Annotated in this window: 18 protein-coding genes and 1 pseudogene; 5 read left to right on the top strand and 14 right to left on the bottom strand. The window is 39.8% G+C overall.

Annotated elements, in window-relative coordinates:
• Positions 1-10 precede the first annotated feature (10 nt).
• Positions 11-715, bottom strand: coding sequence for a 3-deoxy-D-manno-octulosonic acid kinase (locus VSAL_RS01475; protein ID WP_012549062.1), 705 nt, complete (start codon positions 713-715; stop codon positions 11-13).
• Between the two features lie 375 nt (positions 716-1,090).
• On the opposite strand from VSAL_RS01475, the gene VSAL_RS01470 reads away from it, so the two are divergent.
• The 4 genes and pseudogenes from VSAL_RS01470 to coaD all read left to right on the top strand — a co-directional run.
• Positions 1,091-2,161 (top strand): glycosyltransferase family 9 protein, encoded by a 1,071-nt coding sequence (locus VSAL_RS01470; protein ID WP_012549063.1) that lies wholly within the window; start codon positions 1,091-1,093, stop codon positions 2,159-2,161.
• Positions 2,161-2,943, top strand: coding sequence for a glycosyltransferase family 2 protein (locus VSAL_RS01465; RefSeq protein WP_012549064.1), 783 nt, complete (start codon positions 2,161-2,163; stop codon positions 2,941-2,943). Before VSAL_RS01470 ends, VSAL_RS01465 begins: the two co-directional genes overlap by 1 nt.
• Positions 2,944-2,945: 2 nt before the next feature.
• Positions 2,946-3,974, top strand: a complete 1,029-nt coding sequence (locus VSAL_RS01460; RefSeq protein WP_044583156.1) for a glycosyltransferase family 4 protein — start codon at positions 2,946-2,948, stop codon at positions 3,972-3,974.
• Positions 3,967-4,275: pseudogene (coaD, locus tag VSAL_RS01455) on the top strand (pantetheine-phosphate adenylyltransferase); the annotation flags it as partial. The gene VSAL_RS01460 and the pseudogene coaD, both read left to right, overlap by 8 nt.
• A gap of 15 nt (positions 4,276-4,290) precedes the next feature.
• On the opposite strand, the gene VSAL_RS01450 reads toward coaD, so the two are convergent.
• The 8 genes from VSAL_RS01450 to VSAL_RS01415 form a co-directional block, all read right to left on the bottom strand.
• A complete protein-coding gene (locus tag VSAL_RS01450; protein WP_012549088.1) occupies positions 4,291-5,778 on the bottom strand; it encodes an IS66-like element ISVsa2 family transposase in 1,488 nt (495 codons plus the stop codon).
• Positions 5,779-5,849: 71 nt separating this feature from the next.
• Positions 5,850-6,197, bottom strand: a complete 348-nt coding sequence (gene tnpB / locus VSAL_RS01445) for an IS66 family insertion sequence element accessory protein TnpB (protein WP_012548924.1) — start codon at positions 6,195-6,197, stop codon at positions 5,850-5,852.
• Positions 6,194-6,508 (bottom strand): IS66 family insertion sequence element accessory protein TnpA, encoded by a 315-nt coding sequence (gene tnpA, locus VSAL_RS01440; protein ID WP_012548925.1) that lies wholly within the window; start codon positions 6,506-6,508, stop codon positions 6,194-6,196. The genes tnpB and tnpA overlap by 4 nt, the downstream gene beginning before the upstream one ends.
• 216 nt (positions 6,509-6,724) lie before the next feature.
• On the bottom strand, positions 6,725-8,098 hold the full coding sequence (gene hemN / locus VSAL_RS01435; RefSeq protein WP_012549105.1) for an oxygen-independent coproporphyrinogen III oxidase: 1,374 nt from the start codon (positions 8,096-8,098) through the stop codon (positions 6,725-6,727).
• A gap of 111 nt (positions 8,099-8,209) precedes the next feature.
• A complete protein-coding gene (locus tag VSAL_RS01430; protein ID WP_012549104.1) occupies positions 8,210-8,701 on the bottom strand; it encodes a DUF2489 domain-containing protein in 492 nt (163 codons plus the stop codon).
• Positions 8,702-8,703: 2 nt separating this feature from the next.
• Positions 8,704-9,252: a Der GTPase-activating protein YihI gene (gene yihI / locus VSAL_RS01425; RefSeq protein ID WP_012549103.1), complete on the bottom strand. Its 549-nt coding sequence runs from the start codon at positions 9,250-9,252 to the stop codon at positions 8,704-8,706.
• The gene (locus tag VSAL_RS01420; RefSeq protein ID WP_044583368.1) at positions 9,252-9,893 is read right to left on the bottom strand and encodes a class I SAM-dependent methyltransferase; all 642 of its coding nucleotides are present in this window, start codon (positions 9,891-9,893) and stop codon (positions 9,252-9,254) included. Before VSAL_RS01420 ends, yihI begins: the two co-directional genes overlap by 1 nt.
• Positions 9,894-10,037: 144 nt before the next feature.
• Complete coding sequence (locus VSAL_RS01415; protein WP_012549101.1) at positions 10,038-10,655, bottom strand: c-type cytochrome; 618 nt, start codon at positions 10,653-10,655, stop codon at positions 10,038-10,040.
• A 287-nt stretch (positions 10,656-10,942) separates the two neighbouring features.
• Here VSAL_RS01415 and yihA point away from each other — a divergent pair, with 287 nt between their 5' ends.
• Positions 10,943-11,590, top strand: coding sequence for a ribosome biogenesis GTP-binding protein YihA/YsxC (gene yihA / locus VSAL_RS01410; protein WP_017020378.1), 648 nt, complete (start codon positions 10,943-10,945; stop codon positions 11,588-11,590).
• Between the two features lie 437 nt (positions 11,591-12,027).
• Here the strand turns inward: yihA and VSAL_RS24310 are convergent, their stop codons facing one another.
• The 5 genes from VSAL_RS24310 to recQ all read right to left on the bottom strand — a co-directional run bounded on the left by VSAL_RS24310 (position 12,028) and on the right by recQ (position 18,763).
• Positions 12,028-12,075, bottom strand: a complete 48-nt coding sequence (locus VSAL_RS24310; RefSeq protein WP_438616993.1) for a hypothetical protein — start codon at positions 12,073-12,075, stop codon at positions 12,028-12,030.
• Positions 12,076-12,314: 239 nt separating this feature from the next.
• Positions 12,315-15,119, bottom strand: a complete 2,805-nt coding sequence (polA, locus tag VSAL_RS01405; RefSeq protein WP_012549099.1) for a DNA polymerase I — start codon at positions 15,117-15,119, stop codon at positions 12,315-12,317.
• 710 nt (positions 15,120-15,829) lie between these two features.
• Positions 15,830-16,495 (bottom strand): 7-cyano-7-deazaguanine/7-aminomethyl-7-deazaguanine transporter, encoded by a 666-nt coding sequence (locus VSAL_RS01400; RefSeq protein WP_012549098.1) that lies wholly within the window; start codon positions 16,493-16,495, stop codon positions 15,830-15,832.
• A 138-nt stretch (positions 16,496-16,633) separates the two neighbouring features.
• A complete protein-coding gene (locus tag VSAL_RS01395; RefSeq protein ID WP_012549097.1) occupies positions 16,634-16,924 on the bottom strand; it encodes a DUF3630 family protein in 291 nt (96 codons plus the stop codon).
• A 3-nt stretch (positions 16,925-16,927) separates the two neighbouring features.
• Positions 16,928-18,763: an ATP-dependent DNA helicase RecQ gene (gene recQ / locus VSAL_RS01390; protein ID WP_012549096.1), complete on the bottom strand. Its 1,836-nt coding sequence runs from the start codon at positions 18,761-18,763 to the stop codon at positions 16,928-16,930.
• Positions 18,764-18,798: the final 35 nt, after the last annotated feature.

The raw sequence follows: 18,798 nt of genomic DNA, 5'->3' as shown, positions 1-18,798 counted from the left end.
TAAAAATGGGTTAAATTGTGTTGTAGCCCGAAAACAAGTGTTGCCACTCATCTTCCGACCATTTTATCTGTCTTTTGTTTACTTCTTTATGAAAAGATCGATTCAAACGAGATAAATTACTTTCTTTCCAATCGCTACCTTCTTGTTGATAGCATTTATCAAAGTCGATTATCCAAACATTCTCTTTATCATCAATTAAAATATTATGAATATTTAAATCAGTATGATTCACTTGTGCGGTGTGCATCTTACCAATCTCAGCCCCTATTTTTTGATATATTTCTTTAGATAGTGATTCTTCTTGTAAAATAGCCACTAAATCTCGTGCATGAGGGATCTTCTCGCTTAACAAATCGGCTTGGTAGCAAAAAGTGCGTTTAATCGAACGAGCTGCAATGGGCTTTGGTACATTAACACCCGCTTCTATTAAAATATTGAGAAGCTGAAATTCTTGATAACTGCGTGTTTTTTCCCAACCAGTAAAAATATAATGATCTTTAATTAGCTTTCCAAACAAGCCACCACGGCGATAATGACGCAGTGCCGCATCCATAGTATCTAATGCCACAAACCAAGTTGTTCCTCGCCCTTGAGCTGAGCCAATTACCTTATCTTGTTGCTGCCAATAGTCGGGATCACAACATTGTTCTGGTGAGTCACTAAGAATTGAGTCGTCATACCAAATGGTTTGTTTTGTTGTTTGGATTTTTTGCATGTTACAGGTACTCCAATATTAAACATTAGAGATTATACGCTGCGCTAACTAGACCGCTTCGCTTCTAGAAACTATAAGTTCAAGAGCGAAATGCCTCTAAACTCTGCTCTTATAGTCTCTAGAAGCGAAGCGTATAGTTTCTCGCCAGCAACCCCTCCCAACCTCCCCTTATATCAACATTTATAGCTAAGTAGCTATATCAATAAAGGGGAGGAGCTAAAAGCAAGTACCCCTGAATCCTGAGACCTGAACCCTGCTCTTATAGCCTCTAGTTAGCGCAGCGTATAGTTTCTAGTCTCTTTCTTGCTCTGCCATTTTACATTTATGAACGTTAATAGCATAATTCTACCTCATTCTTTTTGGGTAAACATCTTTATGGCTTTATTCACTTCTGCCCCTAACTCACTCTGTATTCTACGCTTATCTGCTATTGGTGATGTTTGTCATGCTGTTGCGGCAGTTCAAGCGATTCAAAAAGAGTGGCCGACAACCAAAATCACTTGGATTGTGGGAAAAATAGAAGCGCAATTAATTCATGATTTACCTGGTATTACGGTGATCCCGTTTGATAAAAAACTGGGATTAAAAGGGATGAAAGCAATTTGGTCACAGCTGAATAACCAACGTTTTGATGCACTGATTCATATGCAATTGGCGTTACGTGCTAGTGTGTTAACTATTGGTATAAAAGCTAAATATAAAGTCGGTTTTAATCGCAAGCGCGCCAAAGAAGGTCAATGGCTTTTTACCAATCGTAAAATTGAAGATACGGCCTCAGCGCATGTTCTAGATAGCTTCTACTCTTTTATTGAGTACCTTGGTGTGCCTAAAAGTGAACCAACCTGGAATATTCCATTATCTGACGATGACTTTTCGTTTGTGAATTCACATATTCCAGCAGAAAAGCCGTATGTGGTGATTTCCCCTGCTGCCAGTAAGGATGAGCGTAATTGGTTGACTGAGCGCTATGCTCAATTATCTGACTGGTTAACCACACAAGGCTACCAAGTGGTACTTTGTGGTTCGCCAAGTGATCGTGAAAAGCAACTTGGTGACAGTATTGAATCACTTGCCAACTCTCCACTTATTAATTTAATTGGTAAGACTTCATTAAAACAGTTAACCGCAGTATTAAAAAAAGCCACGGTAGTAATTGCACCGGATTCAGGCCCAGCACATATCGCTACAACACAAGCCACACCAGTTATTGGCTTATATGGCCATAGTAATCCTAAACGCACGGGGCCATATAATAGCTTATCTTATGTGGTGAGTGTGTATGAACAACATGTAACGCAACAACAAAATAAGCCTGTTAATGAGCTAAAATGGAGCACTCGCGTTAAAGGCGAGCATATAATGCAAGATATAACGCTTGATATGGTTGCCCGCTCATTTCAGCAACTGGAAATCATCCTAAACAGCACCGAAGAAGGGAAAAAATAATGACAACATCCTCTCCAACCTTAGCGGTTGCGCTTATTGTTAAAAATGAAGCAAAACATTTAAAAGCCTGTCTTGATACCGTTGCTGATTGGGTTGATGAAATTGTGATAATGGATTCAGGAAGTACTGATTCAACTGAAACAATTGCTCGTGAATTTACTGATAAATTTATTGTAAATAAAGAGTGGCCAGGGTTTGGCAAACAACGTCAATTAGCACAACAGCACGTTACCTCAGATTATGTATTATGGCTTGATGCCGATGAGAGAGTCACTCCAGAGTTAAAAACTGAAATTTTAGCTGCCGTGAAAGCAAACAAGACAAAGACCGCATATAAAATAAATCGCTCAAGCTCTGCGTTTGGGAAATTTATTAAGCACTCTGGTTGGTCTCCTGATTGGGTTGTTCGTTTATATAAAACTGATGAAACTCAATATAGCGACTCTCTAGTGCATGAAAGTGTCGTTATTCCAAACCATATTCAAGTTAACGCTTTAACTGGTCGCTTATTACATTTCACATACGATGCTTTGCAGCAATATAATGCAAAAAATGTCATGTATATAAAATCTTGGGTCGACCAACGCGAAGGAAAAAAGAAAGGCTCACTCAGTGGTGCTTTTCTTCATGGATTCTTTTGTTTTATCCGTATGTATATTTTAAAGCGTGGTTTTTTAGATGGCCGCCACGGATTACTACTTGCAACACTAAGCGCTAGCGTGACGTTCAATCGTTACGCTGATCTATGGCTACGAGACTACAATAAAGCAAACAAGGAATAATGATGAAAATTTATCATGTTAATCTTGCTCGTGGTTTCAGTGGCGGGGAACAGCAAACCCTCGCACTCATCCAGCAACATCTAAAAGAGAAGCAAAATATCGCAGTGATTGCTCTAACTAACAGCCCTTTTTATAACGCGATATCAGATTTAGGCTGCGAAGTTATTACTGTTCGACATTATCTACTAGGTCACACGATTTCTCTTCCGAAAGACGCGGTTTTACATGTTCATGAGGGGCATGCTATCTATTGGGCTGCACTTCAACATAAAGTAAGTCAAACGCCTTATATCATTACTCGACGTTTAGATAATCCTATTAAGAAAAAATGGCTCACTACTTTTGCGTATTCAAATGCAGCGGCCATTGTTGGGATCAGTACTTGTGTTTCTGAGGTAGTGCGACAACGCCTTCCGCAACAACATATTATGACGATTCCTGATTCACCGGTTACTTATCCGATCAATCATTCTGAAGTCGCGAATATTAGGGAGCGATTTAAGGATAAATTTTTGGTTATTCAAGCCGGTAATATGATCCCTCATAAAGGGTTTGATGTCACCGTTAACGCCGCAATGCTACTGAAAGATCCTCGTGTTCATATCTGTTTATTGGGGGATGGGAAACAACGCTGTGAACTAGAAAAGCAAGCTTCAGGATTAACTAATATTTCGTTTATGGGTCGTCAACATAATATGGGTGACTGGTTTGCGGCTGCAGATTTGTTGATCCACCCTTCTTATACTGAAGGGCTCGGGTCTGTGATTTTAGAAGGCATGAGTACAGGCCTTCCTGCTATAGGTTCGCGTGCAGGAGGGATCCCTAACATTATCGAACATGAAAAATCAGGGCTACTTATCGAGCCGGGTAACTCTACAGAACTGGCAGAACACATTGAAAAAATAGCTAATAATGCCACGCTAAAAGAGCACTTAATTGAAGGTGGGTGGGAAAAATTAACCGCCTTTATGATTGAGCATACTGCGGCTCTGTATTTCAAGGTTTACCAACGAGCTTTACAACATGACTAAATTAACGCTTTATCCTGGCACTTTTGATCCAATCACTAATGGGCATTTAGATTTAATTAAACGCTCTGCGGCCATGTTTGAACACATTATTGTGGCGGTAGCGGCCAGCCCAAGTAAAAATACTTTATTTACGCTCGATGAGCGCGTTCAATTAGTGCAAGAAGTAACTCAGGATCTGCCAAACGTGTCCGTTGAGGGTTTCTCTGGACTAATGGTGGATTTCGCAAGACAGAAACAAGCAAACCTATTGGTCCGAGGCTTAAGAACCACGATGGATTTTGAGTATGAATTTGGCTTAACGTAAGCGTGCGGGGAACTACACCTTGTCTTTTACATTCCAAGGTAAAAGTGAATCGATATCTGGCGATCCAACACATAAACGATCTAGACAATACCTAATATAATCGTAAGGGATTAATCCGTTTGCCTTTGCTGTTTCTACAATGCTGTAAAGCATTGCACTTGAATCTGCACCAGCCGTTGAACCCGAAAATAACCAGTTTTTCCGGCCGATAACAAACGGTTTAACCGCTCGCTCTGCTCGATTGTTATCAATAGATAACAATCCATCATCAATATAACGAACTAATTTATCCCATTGATTTAATGTATAGCTAATCGCCTCACCTAATTTTGTTTTAGGTGATACTCGACTAACTGCGCTATCAAGCCAATCACGGAGCTCTTTAAGTAAATCGCGGGCTTCTGTCTGCCTAGCAACATACTTGGCTTCAGGGGAAGCCTCTTTTAATAACGATTCGATCCGGTATAGCTTTTGGATTTTACTCAATACCCAATCTGCACTCCCTGTTTTCCCTTTTACTTGAACACGTTGAGCCTCAATAAATCGTCGACGTGCGTGTGCCCAACAGCCAACTAACATCGCTTCAGTTTGTTCATAACCTTGGTAACCATCGGTATGTAAATACCCGTTATAACCTTTTAAAAAGTTAACTGGATGGTAGCCATGCCTGCTAGATTGATAATCATAAAGTACAATTCCAGGCAAAACACCAGAGCCTGGAGAATCATAGCCAGAGCAGTAGACCCACATATAACATTTTGCTTTTTCAACATCCAACACATTTACCGTTGTTTCATCACAATGCAGAGTGGGTTGTTCAAGCAAAATACGATGTAACTCGTTATTAAGAGGGGTAAATAGTACCGAGCATTTTATTAACCAATCCGCCATCGTTCGCCGTCCAATAATGATACCCCATTGCTGAAATAACGTTTCTTGACGATAAAGTGGAAGACTGTATTGAAATTTAGCCGTAATAATTTGAGCAAGTAAACTTGCGGTCGCAATCCCTTTAGGGATTGGTGACGCTGGCATTGGGGCTTGTTTAATGTCTACTGAAGTATTGTTTTTTTCACAATTTCGGCAAGCATATTTAGGACGAACATGTTGAATAACTTCCACTTTAGCTGGTACAAATTCCAACTTTTCACTGATGTCTTTACCCATCGCATGCATCTCTAGACCGCAACACTTACAAGTTTTATCTTTTATGTCGTGGATAATAACAGTACGCGGTAAGTCTTCAGGTAAGCGTTGGCGTTTTGGCTTTTGACGAGTGTAGGTAATCGTTTGTGTATCATCATTTTCAATGATGATTTCTTCTTCTGTTTCATTGAATAAATCAAATTGAGTCGAGTCAGATTCACTGCTTTTACCAAAGCGCTGATGTTGAGCCAGCCGAAATTGCTCTAGAAGACGGTTATATTTATTTTCAAGCTGAAGCACAAGTGCTTTCAGCTCGTCAATGGTATCAGGAAGTGGTTTTATTTTATCAGTCATGTAGATGACTATATAACGATAATACAGGTAATCAATCGGTTGCCTCCTATTCTTGACTGAGAATCAACTATTTAAAGGGTTGTTTGATAATGTACCGGTTGATGTCCTAAGATATCAAAACCTTGTAATAGCAGTGTCAGTTGCTGCTCTGATAATGCTAACGTATCGTTATTTATATTTCGTGGCCATTTGAAGCGGTCTTCATCTAATCGCTTGTACCATAAAGCGAATCCTGTTTTATCCCAATACAATATTTTGAGTTTATCACGAGGCTTATTGCAAAATATAAATAGAGCATCACTAAACGGTGATAGTTGCATTTCTTGCTCAACAATCACGACAAGGCCATTAATGGCCTTGCGAAAATCGACAAAATCACGATGAAGATAAATGGTGGAAACATCAGTAAATACATTCATGATTGATACCCTTTTAATAAGAGTCCTATCCAGTGAGGTTCAGTATTAGCTGGCAATGTTAATCGCAATTTTCCGATAGAAAGTTGAATATCTGGTAATTGTGGAGTGGCGATGATAGTTGATGTTAACGCTTCTACTTTCAAGAAAGTAGAAGCGTTAATCTTTTGTTTCCATCGTGCTTTACGTGCACTAAATGTCTTTGGCAGAATATTATGGTTACGACAAAATTCAGCGGCACTAAGCTTGCTAGATTGCTGAGATTCAAATAGAGCGTGCCATTGCTCTGGTGTTCTCTTTTTATCTTTTTGCATAATTACGTTCTCGTTAAATGAAAGATCGTAAGATACGCATAATGAATTTTATTTGTTAGGTGTAGTTCCCCGCACGCTTACCCTAGTTAGCGCAGCGTATAGTTTCTAATTTCCAAAAAAAACCGCAGGTGCATAACACCTACGGCTTCAAATTCTTAGGCAAACAATCAGGTTTTCACAGGACCATAGGAGCGCTCTTCCCCGCTTTATCCGCTCTTAGATAACTCTAGAAAACTGCTGTTGACGCGCACGGTCACGAAGGTATTTATCAAAACACATACAGATATTACGGATCAATAAACGACCACGTAATTCAACATCAATACGGCCTTCATGCAGAGACACAAGCTCATCATCGACAAACGTTTGCAGCAATTTAAAATCTTCTGCAAAGTACGTAGCAAAATCTAAATTAAACTCGACTTCAATCGCTTTAGTATCTAGCGTGAAATTACAGATCAGCTGTTTAATCACTTCACGACGAATTAAATCATCCTGATCAAGTGCAACACCACGCCACAATGCATGACGCTTATCATCCACCTGTGCGTAATATTCTTTTAAATCTTTCTTATTCTGTGCGTAACTGTCGCCAATCATAGAGATAGCTGATACACCCATACCCAATAAATCACACTCACCTTGAGTGGTGTAACCTTGGAAATTACGGTGAAGAATGCCATCACGTTGCGCGACCGCTAACTCATCATCAGGCAGTGCAAAGTGATCCATTCCGATAAACTGGTAACCGGCACCAGTTAACGTTTCAATGGTGTCTTGCAGCATCACCAATTTTTCCGCGGGTGCAGGTAAATCGGCGTCTTTAATTTTACGCTGCGCAGCAAATAAGGTTGGCATGTGTGCGTAGTTAAAAACAGACAAACGACCCGGTTCCATTTCAAGTACGCGCTTAATCGTGATAGCTAATGATTCTGCGGACTGTTTTGGTAAACCATAAATCAAATCAAGGTTAGTTGAACGGAAACCTAATTCTTTCGCTCGCTGCACCATAGAGATAATAAAGTCTTCATCTTGATCACGGTTAACCAATAACTGAACTTCTTTATTAAAGTCTTGAACACCAATACTTAAACGATTGAACCCTTCATCACGTAAGTGATCCAACATATCCAATTCAATTTCACGTGGATCAACTTCGATACTGATCTCAGCACCCGCTTCAAAATGAAATTCACCACGTAATAAATTCATTAAGCGAGTAAATTGGATTTTCGTTAAAAACGTTGGTGTGCCGCCACCAAAATGCAACTGGGTTACTTTACGATCGGTAAATAACGCCGCTCGTTGACGGATCTCTAACTCTAATGAGTCTAAGTAGATGTCCGCTTTATGATGATGACGAGTAATGACTTTATTACAGCCACAGAAATAACACAGCTTGTGACAAAATGGGATATGGATATACAGAGACAGTGGTCGCTCAGGATACTGAGTACACGCCATGTCGAATTCAGCAGGAGTATACGCTTCATGAAACTCTAAAGCGGTTGGGTAAGAGGTGTAGCGAGGACCAGAGTAGTTATACTTCTCTATGATCGCTTGGTCCCATACTATTTGTTGATTTGACATGACTTACTTCCATCTCTTGATATCTAAATAGACGCTTCTTGATGCTTGCATAATAAAGCATCTCACTTCTAAAGCCGATAACTTCAAGGCAACAATCAAAAGAAGTGTCGATCAGATCATTTTAATATCGATTTTTTGATTCAATGGTTTTATTCGATCGTGCAGTTGTTGAATCTCGATTTTCACTGCATCTTGTAAGCGGGCTTCTGCTTTAGTTCGAATCAAATTATCTTTCATTCGATCTTGCTTAGCGAGCGCTTGTCTTTTATCACCGCGAGGCATGTCTTTCACAACATGGTACAACTCAGATAATGCTGGGTATTCTTTTTCTACATCAATACGATCATCATCTTGTAGATAATCCATAATACAGTACAAACGAATCGACATTTCAGAGTAGTCACATTGCTCTTGAAGACTGGCTTGGCATAATAAAACCACGTTATCAAAAATATTGGCGTTACGTTTCTGTATCGCCAATTTTCTGTGTCGTTCTTGCAGTTCCTTCTGCTTTTTCAACTTCATCAGTAAGCTGCTAGCGTAGCCCGCTAACGCAAGAATAATTGCACCACCAAGCAGTGCTAACAGGGTTACTGTAGTCATAATTATTTAAAATCATCCATGTTGAAATTATCAAATTCAGCTAATAGGTCATCGTCGCTTTTTGTTTTAGGCGCCGCGAACTCAGGGAATTCAGCAATTTCTTCTTCTGTCTCTTCGTCTTCTAATAAGCCTAAACGACCCATTAAGTGCTCAATACGTGCTAATTTTTCATCTACGTATTTTTGCAGACCCATACCTAGGTTTTCACCATTATCGATACGATCAAGAAGAACCATCAATTGCGCATCATTTTCTAATTGAGCCAATTCTTGCTCATTAGTTAAACGACGCTCTTGCTTGCTTGATTTCTTCTTCTCTTCAACAACAAGTTGAATTGGTTTTTTACTGCCAATACGAGGATCTTTATTCTGAGAAAAACGACGTGCTTTCTCTGAATCGCTTTCAACGTTACGAGCTCCAGGTTTTAGGCCTTTACGTTTCTTTTTACGCTTAATTTCACGACTGTCTACGTCACGATCGGTACGGTTACGTGTTACAACTACTGGCTCACTCGCCATTCCCGGAGTACGGGCTTTTTTAGTACGGCTCATTACTGGGTTTTCCTCAGTAAAATGACATCCTCTCCAACAAACTCCATATCAAGTTGATAGCGCTTTGCTACAAACTCAAATGTGTCTTTGCTGAAAAAGCTGACATGGGTTAAATCACTCTTGTAATGCCAAGTGGCAAACGCGCTTTCGTCCCTGGCTAGTTTCGTCATGATACCTAACCAACCACCAGGTTTTATCAAGCTCAATAACAATTCCAATTCGTTTTGAGGTTGATAAAAATGCTCAATAGCTTCTGTACAACTGACGAAGTCGTACTGCTTAGTAAGCACGGACTTATCTGGTGTGTAATAAATATCATAGAGTTCGATATGGTGACCCGCTTCTCTCATCATATGAGCAAGCAATGGTCCAGGGCCACATCCAAAGTCTAGACCTTGTTGAGGTGTCTTACCAACACGTTGCAACAAGGGCTCAGAAAATCGTGATAAGAAGGTTTTATACCCTTCATCGTCAAGATTATTTTCATGACAATCGTAGTGAGCTTTTTCAGCTTCAGCGTCGAAACGATCTGCCTCATCCACATAAATAAGATAACATTGCTGACAACGATAATAACGTCGATGCTTATCTTGGTGGAAGTTATCAGCCTGCGAATGCTGACACAAAGGGCAGAATTGCATCATAAACTCACTCTACTCCCTGAAAATTCTAGGGCGGGAAGTATACCCGATACTGGTGCAAAGATAATCGTTTTTCATGTATTTTTCATAAAAAAAGCAGCTACAAGAGCTGCTTCTTTAAATTCGTTACTGCTGCATTAGAAATTAATGCAAGCCACCAACATATTGCGAAAGTGTCGCAATGTCGTCGTCAGTAAGCTTTTTGGCGATATCACGCATCATACCATTCATATCGTTTGCACGATCAGCAGAGCGAAACTTCTCTAACTGCGCTTTCACGTAGTCAGAATGTTGTCCTGATATCTTAGGAAAACCTGACAGTGAGGTTCCGTTACCACGCGGTCCATGACAAGCAACACAAGCCGTAATACCACGTTCCATATCACCCGCTAAATATAATGCTTTACCGGCAGGAATCGAGTCTTCAGGCGTTGTGTTATCAGCCATTGGTAAAGAGGCGTAATACGCTGCAATGTCTTTTGCATCTTCTTCACTAACCGCCATCGCCATTGCTCCCATAACAGGGTCCATACGGCCTTGTTTTCCTTGGGTTTGCATCCCTAATTTAAATTCATTGATCTGCTTTTCAAGATAACCTGCGTGTTGACCAGCTAAGTTCGGGTATTGAGTCAGAGTACTGTTGCCCTCTTGACCATGACAAGCCGTACAAGTTACAGATTTTTGCTTCCCAGCTTCGATGTCTCCTTGAGCCCATGTTGAGCAACTAGCTAGGAGAGTTAATATCAGCGCTAATTTTTTCATGACATTCCATTTATTATTATCGTTCCCTCACAATGAGTTACCCTTTTTAACAAGGTTTCTTCGCATTGTGTTGAATATTAAGCTTCCAGTACCGCTCTAAATTGGCTACAGCATGATATAATGAGCGACCTTTACCGTTTTTGTTCTAAGTTTGTCACCAAAAAGTTAACAGTGACAACCTTAATGCGGTTATTTTACACATTTTCACAAAAAAGTAATCAGCTGACTACAATAATCCTACTTGGATCATTATCTACAGCTTGGTTTCACTCGAGACGGAGTTAACAGTGAGCAAAATCATTCACTATCAAAAGACACACTTTATTACCAGTGCACCAGATATTCGCCATCTACCTGAAGATGAAGGTATTGAAGTTGCCTTCGCTGGCCGTTCAAATGCGGGTAAATCAAGCGCATTAAATCGCTTAACAAACCAAAGAAGCTTAGCGAAAACCTCAAAAACGCCTGGTCGTACGCAGCTGATTAACTTATTCAAAGTGGATGAGAACTGTCATATTGTCGATTTACCTGGATACGGTTTTGCGCAGGTTCCAATTGAACTGAAAAAGAAATGGCAGAAATCATTAGGTGAATACCTACAAAAACGCGAATGCTTAAAAGGCTTAGTGGTATTGATGGATATCCGTCATCCAATGAAAGACCTTGATCAACAATTAATCTATTGGGCTGTCGATCAAGCGATTCCAGTTCAAGTACTACTGACTAAAGCTGACAAGTTAAAAAGTGGTGCTCGCCAAACTCAAGTATTAAAAATTCGTGAAGCTTCATTAGAATTTGGTGGTGAAGTAGCGGTTGATGCTTTCTCTTCATTGAAAGGTATTGGTGTTGATTTATTACGCGCAAAATTAGATACCTGGTTTGCACCTGCTTTTGAATTCGATGAAGAGTTCATTGAAAATATTGACGCTGAATAACAAAAAATAGCATGCCATTTCTGATAAGTATTCACGTTGATCGCATTCTGGAATGGTAAAAATAAAAACCCCACCGGCTAAGGTGGGGAAATGGGAGAGATAAGAGGTGTTATTATTCTTTTTCTGCCACGCATCATGCCGTAATCCCTCCTCAGACACAAATCCTTACTTTTTTCATGCCCTCACCTTATATGACATGTCTTCATCTTTTTCATCTAAAACGATAAAAAACCGACAAAAAATTAATTAAGCTGATGAAATACAATGCGTTAAGTTAATAATTTTGGTGAATTATCAATAGAGTTACATGTAATAAAAATTACATTGTGTTGGAAAGTTACAGAGAGAAAAACGAAAGGAAAAACGGATATGACTATTTTTGAGGGGCTAGAAAGAAAAAACGCCCCAGTCAAAAAGGTTGACTGAGGCGGCTGAATTTAGCCAAATCCAATAACGTGAAACAAAAGGTCTGAAAGATAGAACATCTTTACCTCTGTACCCTACGCAGATAAATGTACAACAAACGAACAGTTTTGAAAACCTTTTTTTGTAATTTTTTTTCAGCTTTCGTATTAAAAACACATCTAACAATTGGCATAGCTCACTTTATTTGAGATAAAAAAAAGCCAACGCGTGCGCTGGCTCATAGTTTTAAATTCATTTGTAACTGAATTACAATTTAATCACTAACAAAGGCGATTAAATATTCAGTCATAAAAAGAACTTAATGGGCTTCATCCCAGTTATCTCCAAAACCACTTTCAGCAATCAATGGAACATCGAGCGATACCGCAGCTTCCATTAATGCCGTCACTTGTTTTGTGATCGCTTCTAATTCGTCTTCTTTTACTTCAAATACCAATTCATCGTGTACTTGCATTAACAAGTTAACTCGACCAGTACCTTCAGCTTCAATCCAGTTATCCACTAGAATCATTGCTTTCTTAATGATATCCGCAGCAGTGCCCTGCATTGGAGCATTAATTGCTGCACGTTCTGCCGCTTTACGACGAATCGCATTACGTGCATTAATTTCTGGTAAATACAAACGGCGGCCATACAGAGTTTCAACATACCCCTGTTCTGTCGCCAATAAGCGTGTTTCTTCCATGTATTGCATCACGCCTGGGTAACGTTCGAAATACACATTCATGTAATCTTGCGCTTCACCACGAGAAATCCCGATTTGCTTAGCAAGGCCAAACGCACTCATTCCATAAATCAAACCGAAGTTGATGGCTTTAGCACGACGACGATCTTCTGACGTCACCTCTTCAATTGATACGCCTTTCACTTCAGCCGCCGTCGCTGCGTGAATATCTTTACCCGCAGAGAATGCTTCTAATAAGGCTCTATCTTGAGATAAATGCGCCATAATACGAAGTTCAATTTGAGAGTAATCGACCGCTAAGATTTTCCATCCGTGAGGTGCCACAAACGCTTGACGAATACGACGGCCTTCTTTATTACGAATTGGAATGTTTTGTAAGTTAGGATCGGTCGATGATAAACGTCCAGTCGCTGTTACTGCTTGATGATAAGAAGTATGCACACGACCAGTTGATGGGTTAATCATCTTAGGAAGCTTATCAGTGTAGGTTGATTTTAGTTTCGCTAAGCCACGATATTCTAAAATTAATTTAGGTAATTCATACTCTAACGCCAATTCTTGCAGTACTTCTTCATTCGTAGAAGCGGCACCTGATGGTGTTTTTTTGATCACTGGTAATTCCATTTTTTCAAACAGAATGGTTTGCAGTTGTTTTGGTGAGTTCATATTGAACTCTTGTCCTGCCACTTCAAATGACGCGGTTTCTAGTTCATCTAAACGCTGGCCGATTTCCAATGACTGTGCAGAAAGCAGCATATCATCGATATATACGCCTTTTCTTTCCATACGAGAAAGCACTGAAATTAAAGGCAGTTCGATATCGGTAAACACTGCATTCAGTTTTTCATCAGTCACCAGTTTCGCATGTAAAACATTATGTAAGCGCAGCGTGATATCCGCATCTTCAGCCGCATAAGGTGCCGCTTCTTCTAACGCAATTTGGTTAAAGGTCAGTTGTTTCTTACCTTTACCTGCGATCTCTTCAAATGAAATCGTATTATGCTGCAGATAACGCAGTGCAAGGCTGTCCATATTATGTTTACCAGCCACGCTGTTATAAACATAAGATTCCAACATGGTATCAAACTTAATGCCTTTCATTTCGATATCATAACGAGCAAGCACGCTCGCATCGTATTTCAGGTTTTGACCTACTTTTGCTTTAGTCTCGTCTTCTAAATACGGCTTTAATTGCGCCAGAACCCAATCACGATCTAATTGTTCAGGTGCATCAAGGTAATCATGAGCAACGGGCACATAAGCGGCTTCTCCTTCTTCTACAGAGAAAGAAAGACCTATCAGGTTCGCTACCATGTAATCTAAGCTGTCTGTTTCAGTATCAAACGCGGTTACTTCTGCATTATTTACTTTCTCTAACCACGCAGAAAACGCTTCTTTCGTGAAGATGGTTTCATATTTTGAACGATCGACCTGAGCAGCAACAATCGTTTCTTCTTCTGCACTATCACCTTCATCTGATGACGAGCTAGTTGTTCGGTGTGCCGATGTTTCATGTGAAACGATCTTACCGTCACTGCCATCTAGCATTTCAGTTAACCAACGCTTGAAGTTCATTTGACCAAACATTTGGATTAATTCATCAACATTCGGTTCTTGTTTCACAAGTTCTTCTGGTTGTTGTTCTAACTCAACATCTAATTTAATCGTTGCAAGTTTATAAGAAAGATAAGCCCCTTCTTTATTTTCTTCCAACTTCTTAGCCATGCCTTTTGAACCACGGAAACCAAGAGGCGCAATATCATCAAGATTAGCGTAAAGCGTATCTAAACCACCAACACCTTGTAATAAGGCTCTTGCTGTTTTATCACCAATGCCAGGAACACCAGGAATGTTATCTGAGGCATCTCCCATCAAGGCAAGGTAATCAATAATAAGCTCTGGAGGAACACCAAATTTTTCGACCACACCTTCAGGGCCCATGATCACATTCGTCATGGTATTGATCAATGTGACGTTCTCATCAACCAACTGCGCCATGTCTTTATCTCCAGTACTAATCAGTACTGGGATACCGGCCTTTGACGCTTGTGATGCAAGCGTACCGATCACGTCATCGGCTTCAACACCTGAGATAGAAATCAATGGTAAACCCATCGCTTTAATCAATTTATGCAATGGTTCGATTTGGCAACGTAATTCATCCGGCATCGGTGGACGATTCGCTTTATACTCTGGGTACATGTCATTACGAAAAGTTTTGCCTTTCGCATCAAAAATAACCGCAATACGATTCGTTTCGAATTGCTTTAGAAGACTACGCAGCATATTGATAACACCGTACACTGCACCTGTTGGCTCACCATTGCCATTAGTGAAGTTCGGAGCAGCATGGTAAGCGCGGAAAAGATATGAGGAACCATCCACTAAAATGAATGGGTTATCAGGAATTCTTGCCATAGTCTGTATTATCCAGAGTTTATGATGATCAATGACTTTCATTCTACCCCATCACCAAGCCACATCAAAACACTCAACTTCGTTCTTTTCTTTTTCTTTCTCAAATAAAAATAAACACGAAAATAAGTTCACGATTCTGTGGATAAGTCTGTTTGTAATTATTTTTCATTAAATTAGTAATGGTTTTATCAACGCTACATTTTAAAAATTAAAACCACACAATCAAACAGTTAGATCTGTATAAATGATCCACAGATGGATCCTTTCTTGATCATGCTTTGTGGACAATAATATTAATATCCTAATATCCGTCTCAAATATCAGGATATTTTAAATCCTATTTTTAGCTCTTTTGCAGATACCCTTTCAAAAAAAGACAAAAAAAACGGCGACTTCTAAAAGAAGCGCCGCTCAGCAAAAAAGAACAATGGTACCCGTTAACTTAGAAACGTTCACCACTGCTCATGTAGCTGATTTACACTGGAAGCAATGTGAGCAATGTCGTGCCTTCTTGAAATAATGACTCAGATAAATCCTTGTGCTCTATTCCCTGAAGGCAAGTTAATAATAACCATTCTCATTTAAAATGCAACACTTAAATGAGATCTAATCTCAACTCGTTTAACTATTCATTAATTATCAATAAGATATAATTATAAAAAAGGCCAGTATAATACTGACCTCTTCCTTATTTATTGCTATCTCATCTTTTATGATGCTTGAGTAGCAAGCTGATGTCCTTCCGAAGTGAGTTTGCGAATTAGGTAATTCAACAGCACACCATACATAGGAACAAATAGCCCTAAACTGATCACAAGCTTAATACTATAATCAACCAAAGCGATTTCAGTCCAATGTTCAGCCATGAAAGCATCTGGACTTTGGTAAAAGGCAATAGCAAAAAATGCCAACGTATCTAATGCGTTACCAAACAACGTTGAACACGTTGGGGCAATCCACCACTGCTTTAACTGTCGAAGACGATTAAACACATACACATCTAAGATTTGACCCAGTAAATAAGCCATAAAACTGGCGACCGCAATTCGAGCAACGAATAAATTAAATTCACTCAGATGTAAAAGACCTTGATACTGACCTTCAAAGAACACGACGGATAAGACATACGATACCGCCAGTGCTGGCAACATAACAAAGAAGATAATACTTCTTGCCATTTTGGCACCAAAAATTCGAACCGTTAAGTCTGTCGCTAAGAAAATGAACGGGAAGGTAAATGCACCCCATGTGGTATGAAACCAAAACAAAGTGAATGGGATTTGAACCAAATAGTTACTTGATGCAATGATGACAAGATGAAATAAAACAAGGAAAGATAAAGCGTTGCGCTGTTGCGCGGGCGTAAATGTACTCATATAAGTACCTTTTTGTCATTGGGGGCGAGGGAACCCAAATTAAACACACAGCTGATTAGCTCTCAATTAAGAGTATCTACTCTAGCCAATTTTCAGGGCGGTGATTATACATTAACCGCTTTTGATCACAAGAGTTGCTTAAAACAATCCCGCAATAAAAGACAATTCATCTTGATGCTCCTTGCGAGCTAACGCTTCTAACCATACTGAATTAGAATAATGCTCTGCACGCAGCATAAATTGGCAACCTTCAAAATCAATCAACCAAGAATGTAAATCTGCATCCATCTGTTTCTCTACAATACTCGCATCCATAGCAAACACGAGTTGCTGACCAATAACGTCAAACGAATCAAAATCAAACGGCGGGATACCGAAAATAATACGACCTTCATTATTATCAAACTCAATAACAGAAAATAAACTCACGACTTATCCTTGTCCTGTAATGTGCATCTCGATCAAATCTAAAAAAGGATCGGCGTATTTTTCTAGTTTCTTCTGCCCTACGCCATTAACAGCAAGCATCTCACCATAAGACGTCGGAGTAATGTCAGCCATATCCATTAACGTTGCATCACTAAAAACGACATAAGGCGGGAGATCATCACGATCAGCAATGGATTTACGTAACTTACGTAATTTGGCAAACAATTGCTTATCGTATTGACGATTATTCAATTTTTCAGATTTCGCCGTTTTAGCCGCCGTATCTAAACGTGGAACCGCTAATTCTAGGGGCTCCTGACCTTTTAAGATCGGACGTGCCTCTTCGGTTAACTGTAATGTCGAGTTTCGGGTAATATTTTGCGTTAATAGCCCTTTGTGGATCAATTGACGAATAATGCTCACCCAATACTCGTGGCTATTATCTTTACCAATACCGTAAGTAGATAACTTGTCATGGCCATGCTCACGAATACGAGCAATCTTTAAACCACGTAGAACTTCCACCACGTAACCAACACCAAAGCTTTGGTTTACGCGATAAACACAAGAGAGCGCTTTTTGTGCGGCTTCAGTGCCATCAAATTGTTTTGGGGGATCTAAACAAACATCACAGTTACCACAAGGTTTTGGATTGTATTCGCCAAAATAATTTAATAGGACTTGGCGACGACATGTCTGCGCTTCAGCAAAAGCCGTCATCGCATTCAACTTATGGCTTTCAACTAATTTTTGTGGACCTTCTGGCTTTTCTTCCACTAATTTTCTTAACCAAACAATATCCGCAGGATCGTAAAGCATCACCGCTTCTGCAGGTAAACCATCACGCCCTGCTCGACCGGTTTCTTGATAATACGATTCAATGTTCTTTGGGATATCAAAATGAGCAACAAAACGCACGTTGGATTTATTAATCCCCATGCCAAAAGCAACCGTTGCAACCACTATTTGAATATCGTCTCGCTGAAATGCTTCTTGCACATAATTTCGCTCATCAAGATCCAAACCCGCATGATAAGACGCCGCTCGAATGTGGTTATTGCAGAGTTTTTCTGTCAGCATTTCGACTTTCTTACGGCTACCACAATAAATCACACCACATTGATTTTTCTGCGTTGCAAGATATCGAACAATTTGACTGACTGGTTTGTGTTTTTCTAACACGGTATAGCGAATATTAGGGCGATCAAAACTGCCCAAATATTCATGGGGATTTGGTAAAGAAAGACGACTTAATATATCTTTACGTGTTGCTTCATCAGCCGTTGCCGTTAGCGCCATAATCGGAACATTAGGAAAACGCTGTTTGATTTGACCAAGAGATGCGTATTCAGGGCGGAAATCATGGCCCCATTGAGAAATACAATGCGCTTCATCCACGGCGATCATACATAGATTTAGGGATGCTAATCGATCCATAAAATCTCGCATCATCACACGCTCAGGTGACACATACAGCATCTTAATTTGACCCGAATTAACTCGGTTCCAAATAGAGACTTGAGCGTCACGATCAATAGTCGAATTTAAACACTCCGCTTGCACCCCATCCGCCTTTAATTGATCCACTTGATCTTTCATTAAAGAAATCAATGGCGAGATGACTAAAGTTAATCCTTCAAACACTAAAGCCGGAATTTGATAACACAGTGATTTACCGCCACCCGTCGGCATAATAACTAAGCTGTCTTTACCTTCAAGAACGGCATTAATGACTTCTTCCTGTCCAACACGAAATTCCTGATAACCAAAAACATCTCTTAAAACAGTTTGGCTCTGTGATACCTGTTCCATTGGCTGCTCGACTGTAATGCTGGACATAAAAAACTCATTAATAATGCGGGAGGGCCATTCTA

The organism is Aliivibrio salmonicida LFI1238 (assembly GCF_000196495.1).
Taxonomy (GTDB): domain Bacteria; phylum Pseudomonadota; class Gammaproteobacteria; order Enterobacterales; family Vibrionaceae; genus Aliivibrio; species Aliivibrio salmonicida.
The sequence above is the reverse complement of the archived record's forward strand: the minus strand, read 5'-3'. Positions and strand labels throughout refer to the sequence as shown.

Bases quoted from the DNA above. Each gene is read 5' to 3' on its own strand.
- VSAL_RS01415 (WP_012549101.1), bottom strand. From the start codon at position 10,655: ATGAAAAAATTAGCGCTGATATTAACTCTCCTAGCTAGTTGCTCAACA.
- VSAL_RS01475 (WP_012549062.1), bottom strand. From the start codon at position 715: ATGCAAAAAATCCAAACAACAAAACAAACCATTTGGTATGACGACTCA.
- tnpB (WP_012548924.1), bottom strand. From the start codon at position 6,197: ATGAATGTATTTACTGATGTTTCCACCATTTATCTTCATCGTGATTTT.
- VSAL_RS01420 (WP_044583368.1), bottom strand. From the start codon at position 9,893: ATGCAATTCTGCCCTTTGTGTCAGCATTCGCAGGCTGATAACTTCCAC.
- polA (WP_012549099.1), bottom strand. From the start codon at position 15,119: ATGGCAAGAATTCCTGATAACCCATTCATTTTAGTGGATGGTTCCTCA.
- VSAL_RS01465 (WP_012549064.1), top strand. From the start codon at position 2,161: ATGACAACATCCTCTCCAACCTTAGCGGTTGCGCTTATTGTTAAAAAT.
- VSAL_RS01450 (WP_012549088.1), bottom strand. From the start codon at position 5,778: ATGACTGATAAAATAAAACCACTTCCTGATACCATTGACGAGCTGAAA.
- recQ (WP_012549096.1), bottom strand. From the start codon at position 18,763: ATGTCCAGCATTACAGTCGAGCAGCCAATGGAACAGGTATCACAGAGC.
- yihI (WP_012549103.1), bottom strand. From the start codon at position 9,252: ATGAGCCGTACTAAAAAAGCCCGTACTCCGGGAATGGCGAGTGAGCCA.
- VSAL_RS01400 (WP_012549098.1), bottom strand. From the start codon at position 16,495: ATGAGTACATTTACGCCCGCGCAACAGCGCAACGCTTTATCTTTCCTT.
- tnpA (WP_012548925.1), bottom strand. From the start codon at position 6,508: ATGCAAAAAGATAAAAAGAGAACACCAGAGCAATGGCACGCTCTATTT.
- VSAL_RS01460 (WP_044583156.1), top strand. From the start codon at position 2,946: ATGAAAATTTATCATGTTAATCTTGCTCGTGGTTTCAGTGGCGGGGAA.
- VSAL_RS01430 (WP_012549104.1), bottom strand. From the start codon at position 8,701: ATGACTACAGTAACCCTGTTAGCACTGCTTGGTGGTGCAATTATTCTT.
- hemN (WP_012549105.1), bottom strand. From the start codon at position 8,098: ATGTCAAATCAACAAATAGTATGGGACCAAGCGATCATAGAGAAGTAT.
- VSAL_RS01470 (WP_012549063.1), top strand. From the start codon at position 1,091: ATGGCTTTATTCACTTCTGCCCCTAACTCACTCTGTATTCTACGCTTA.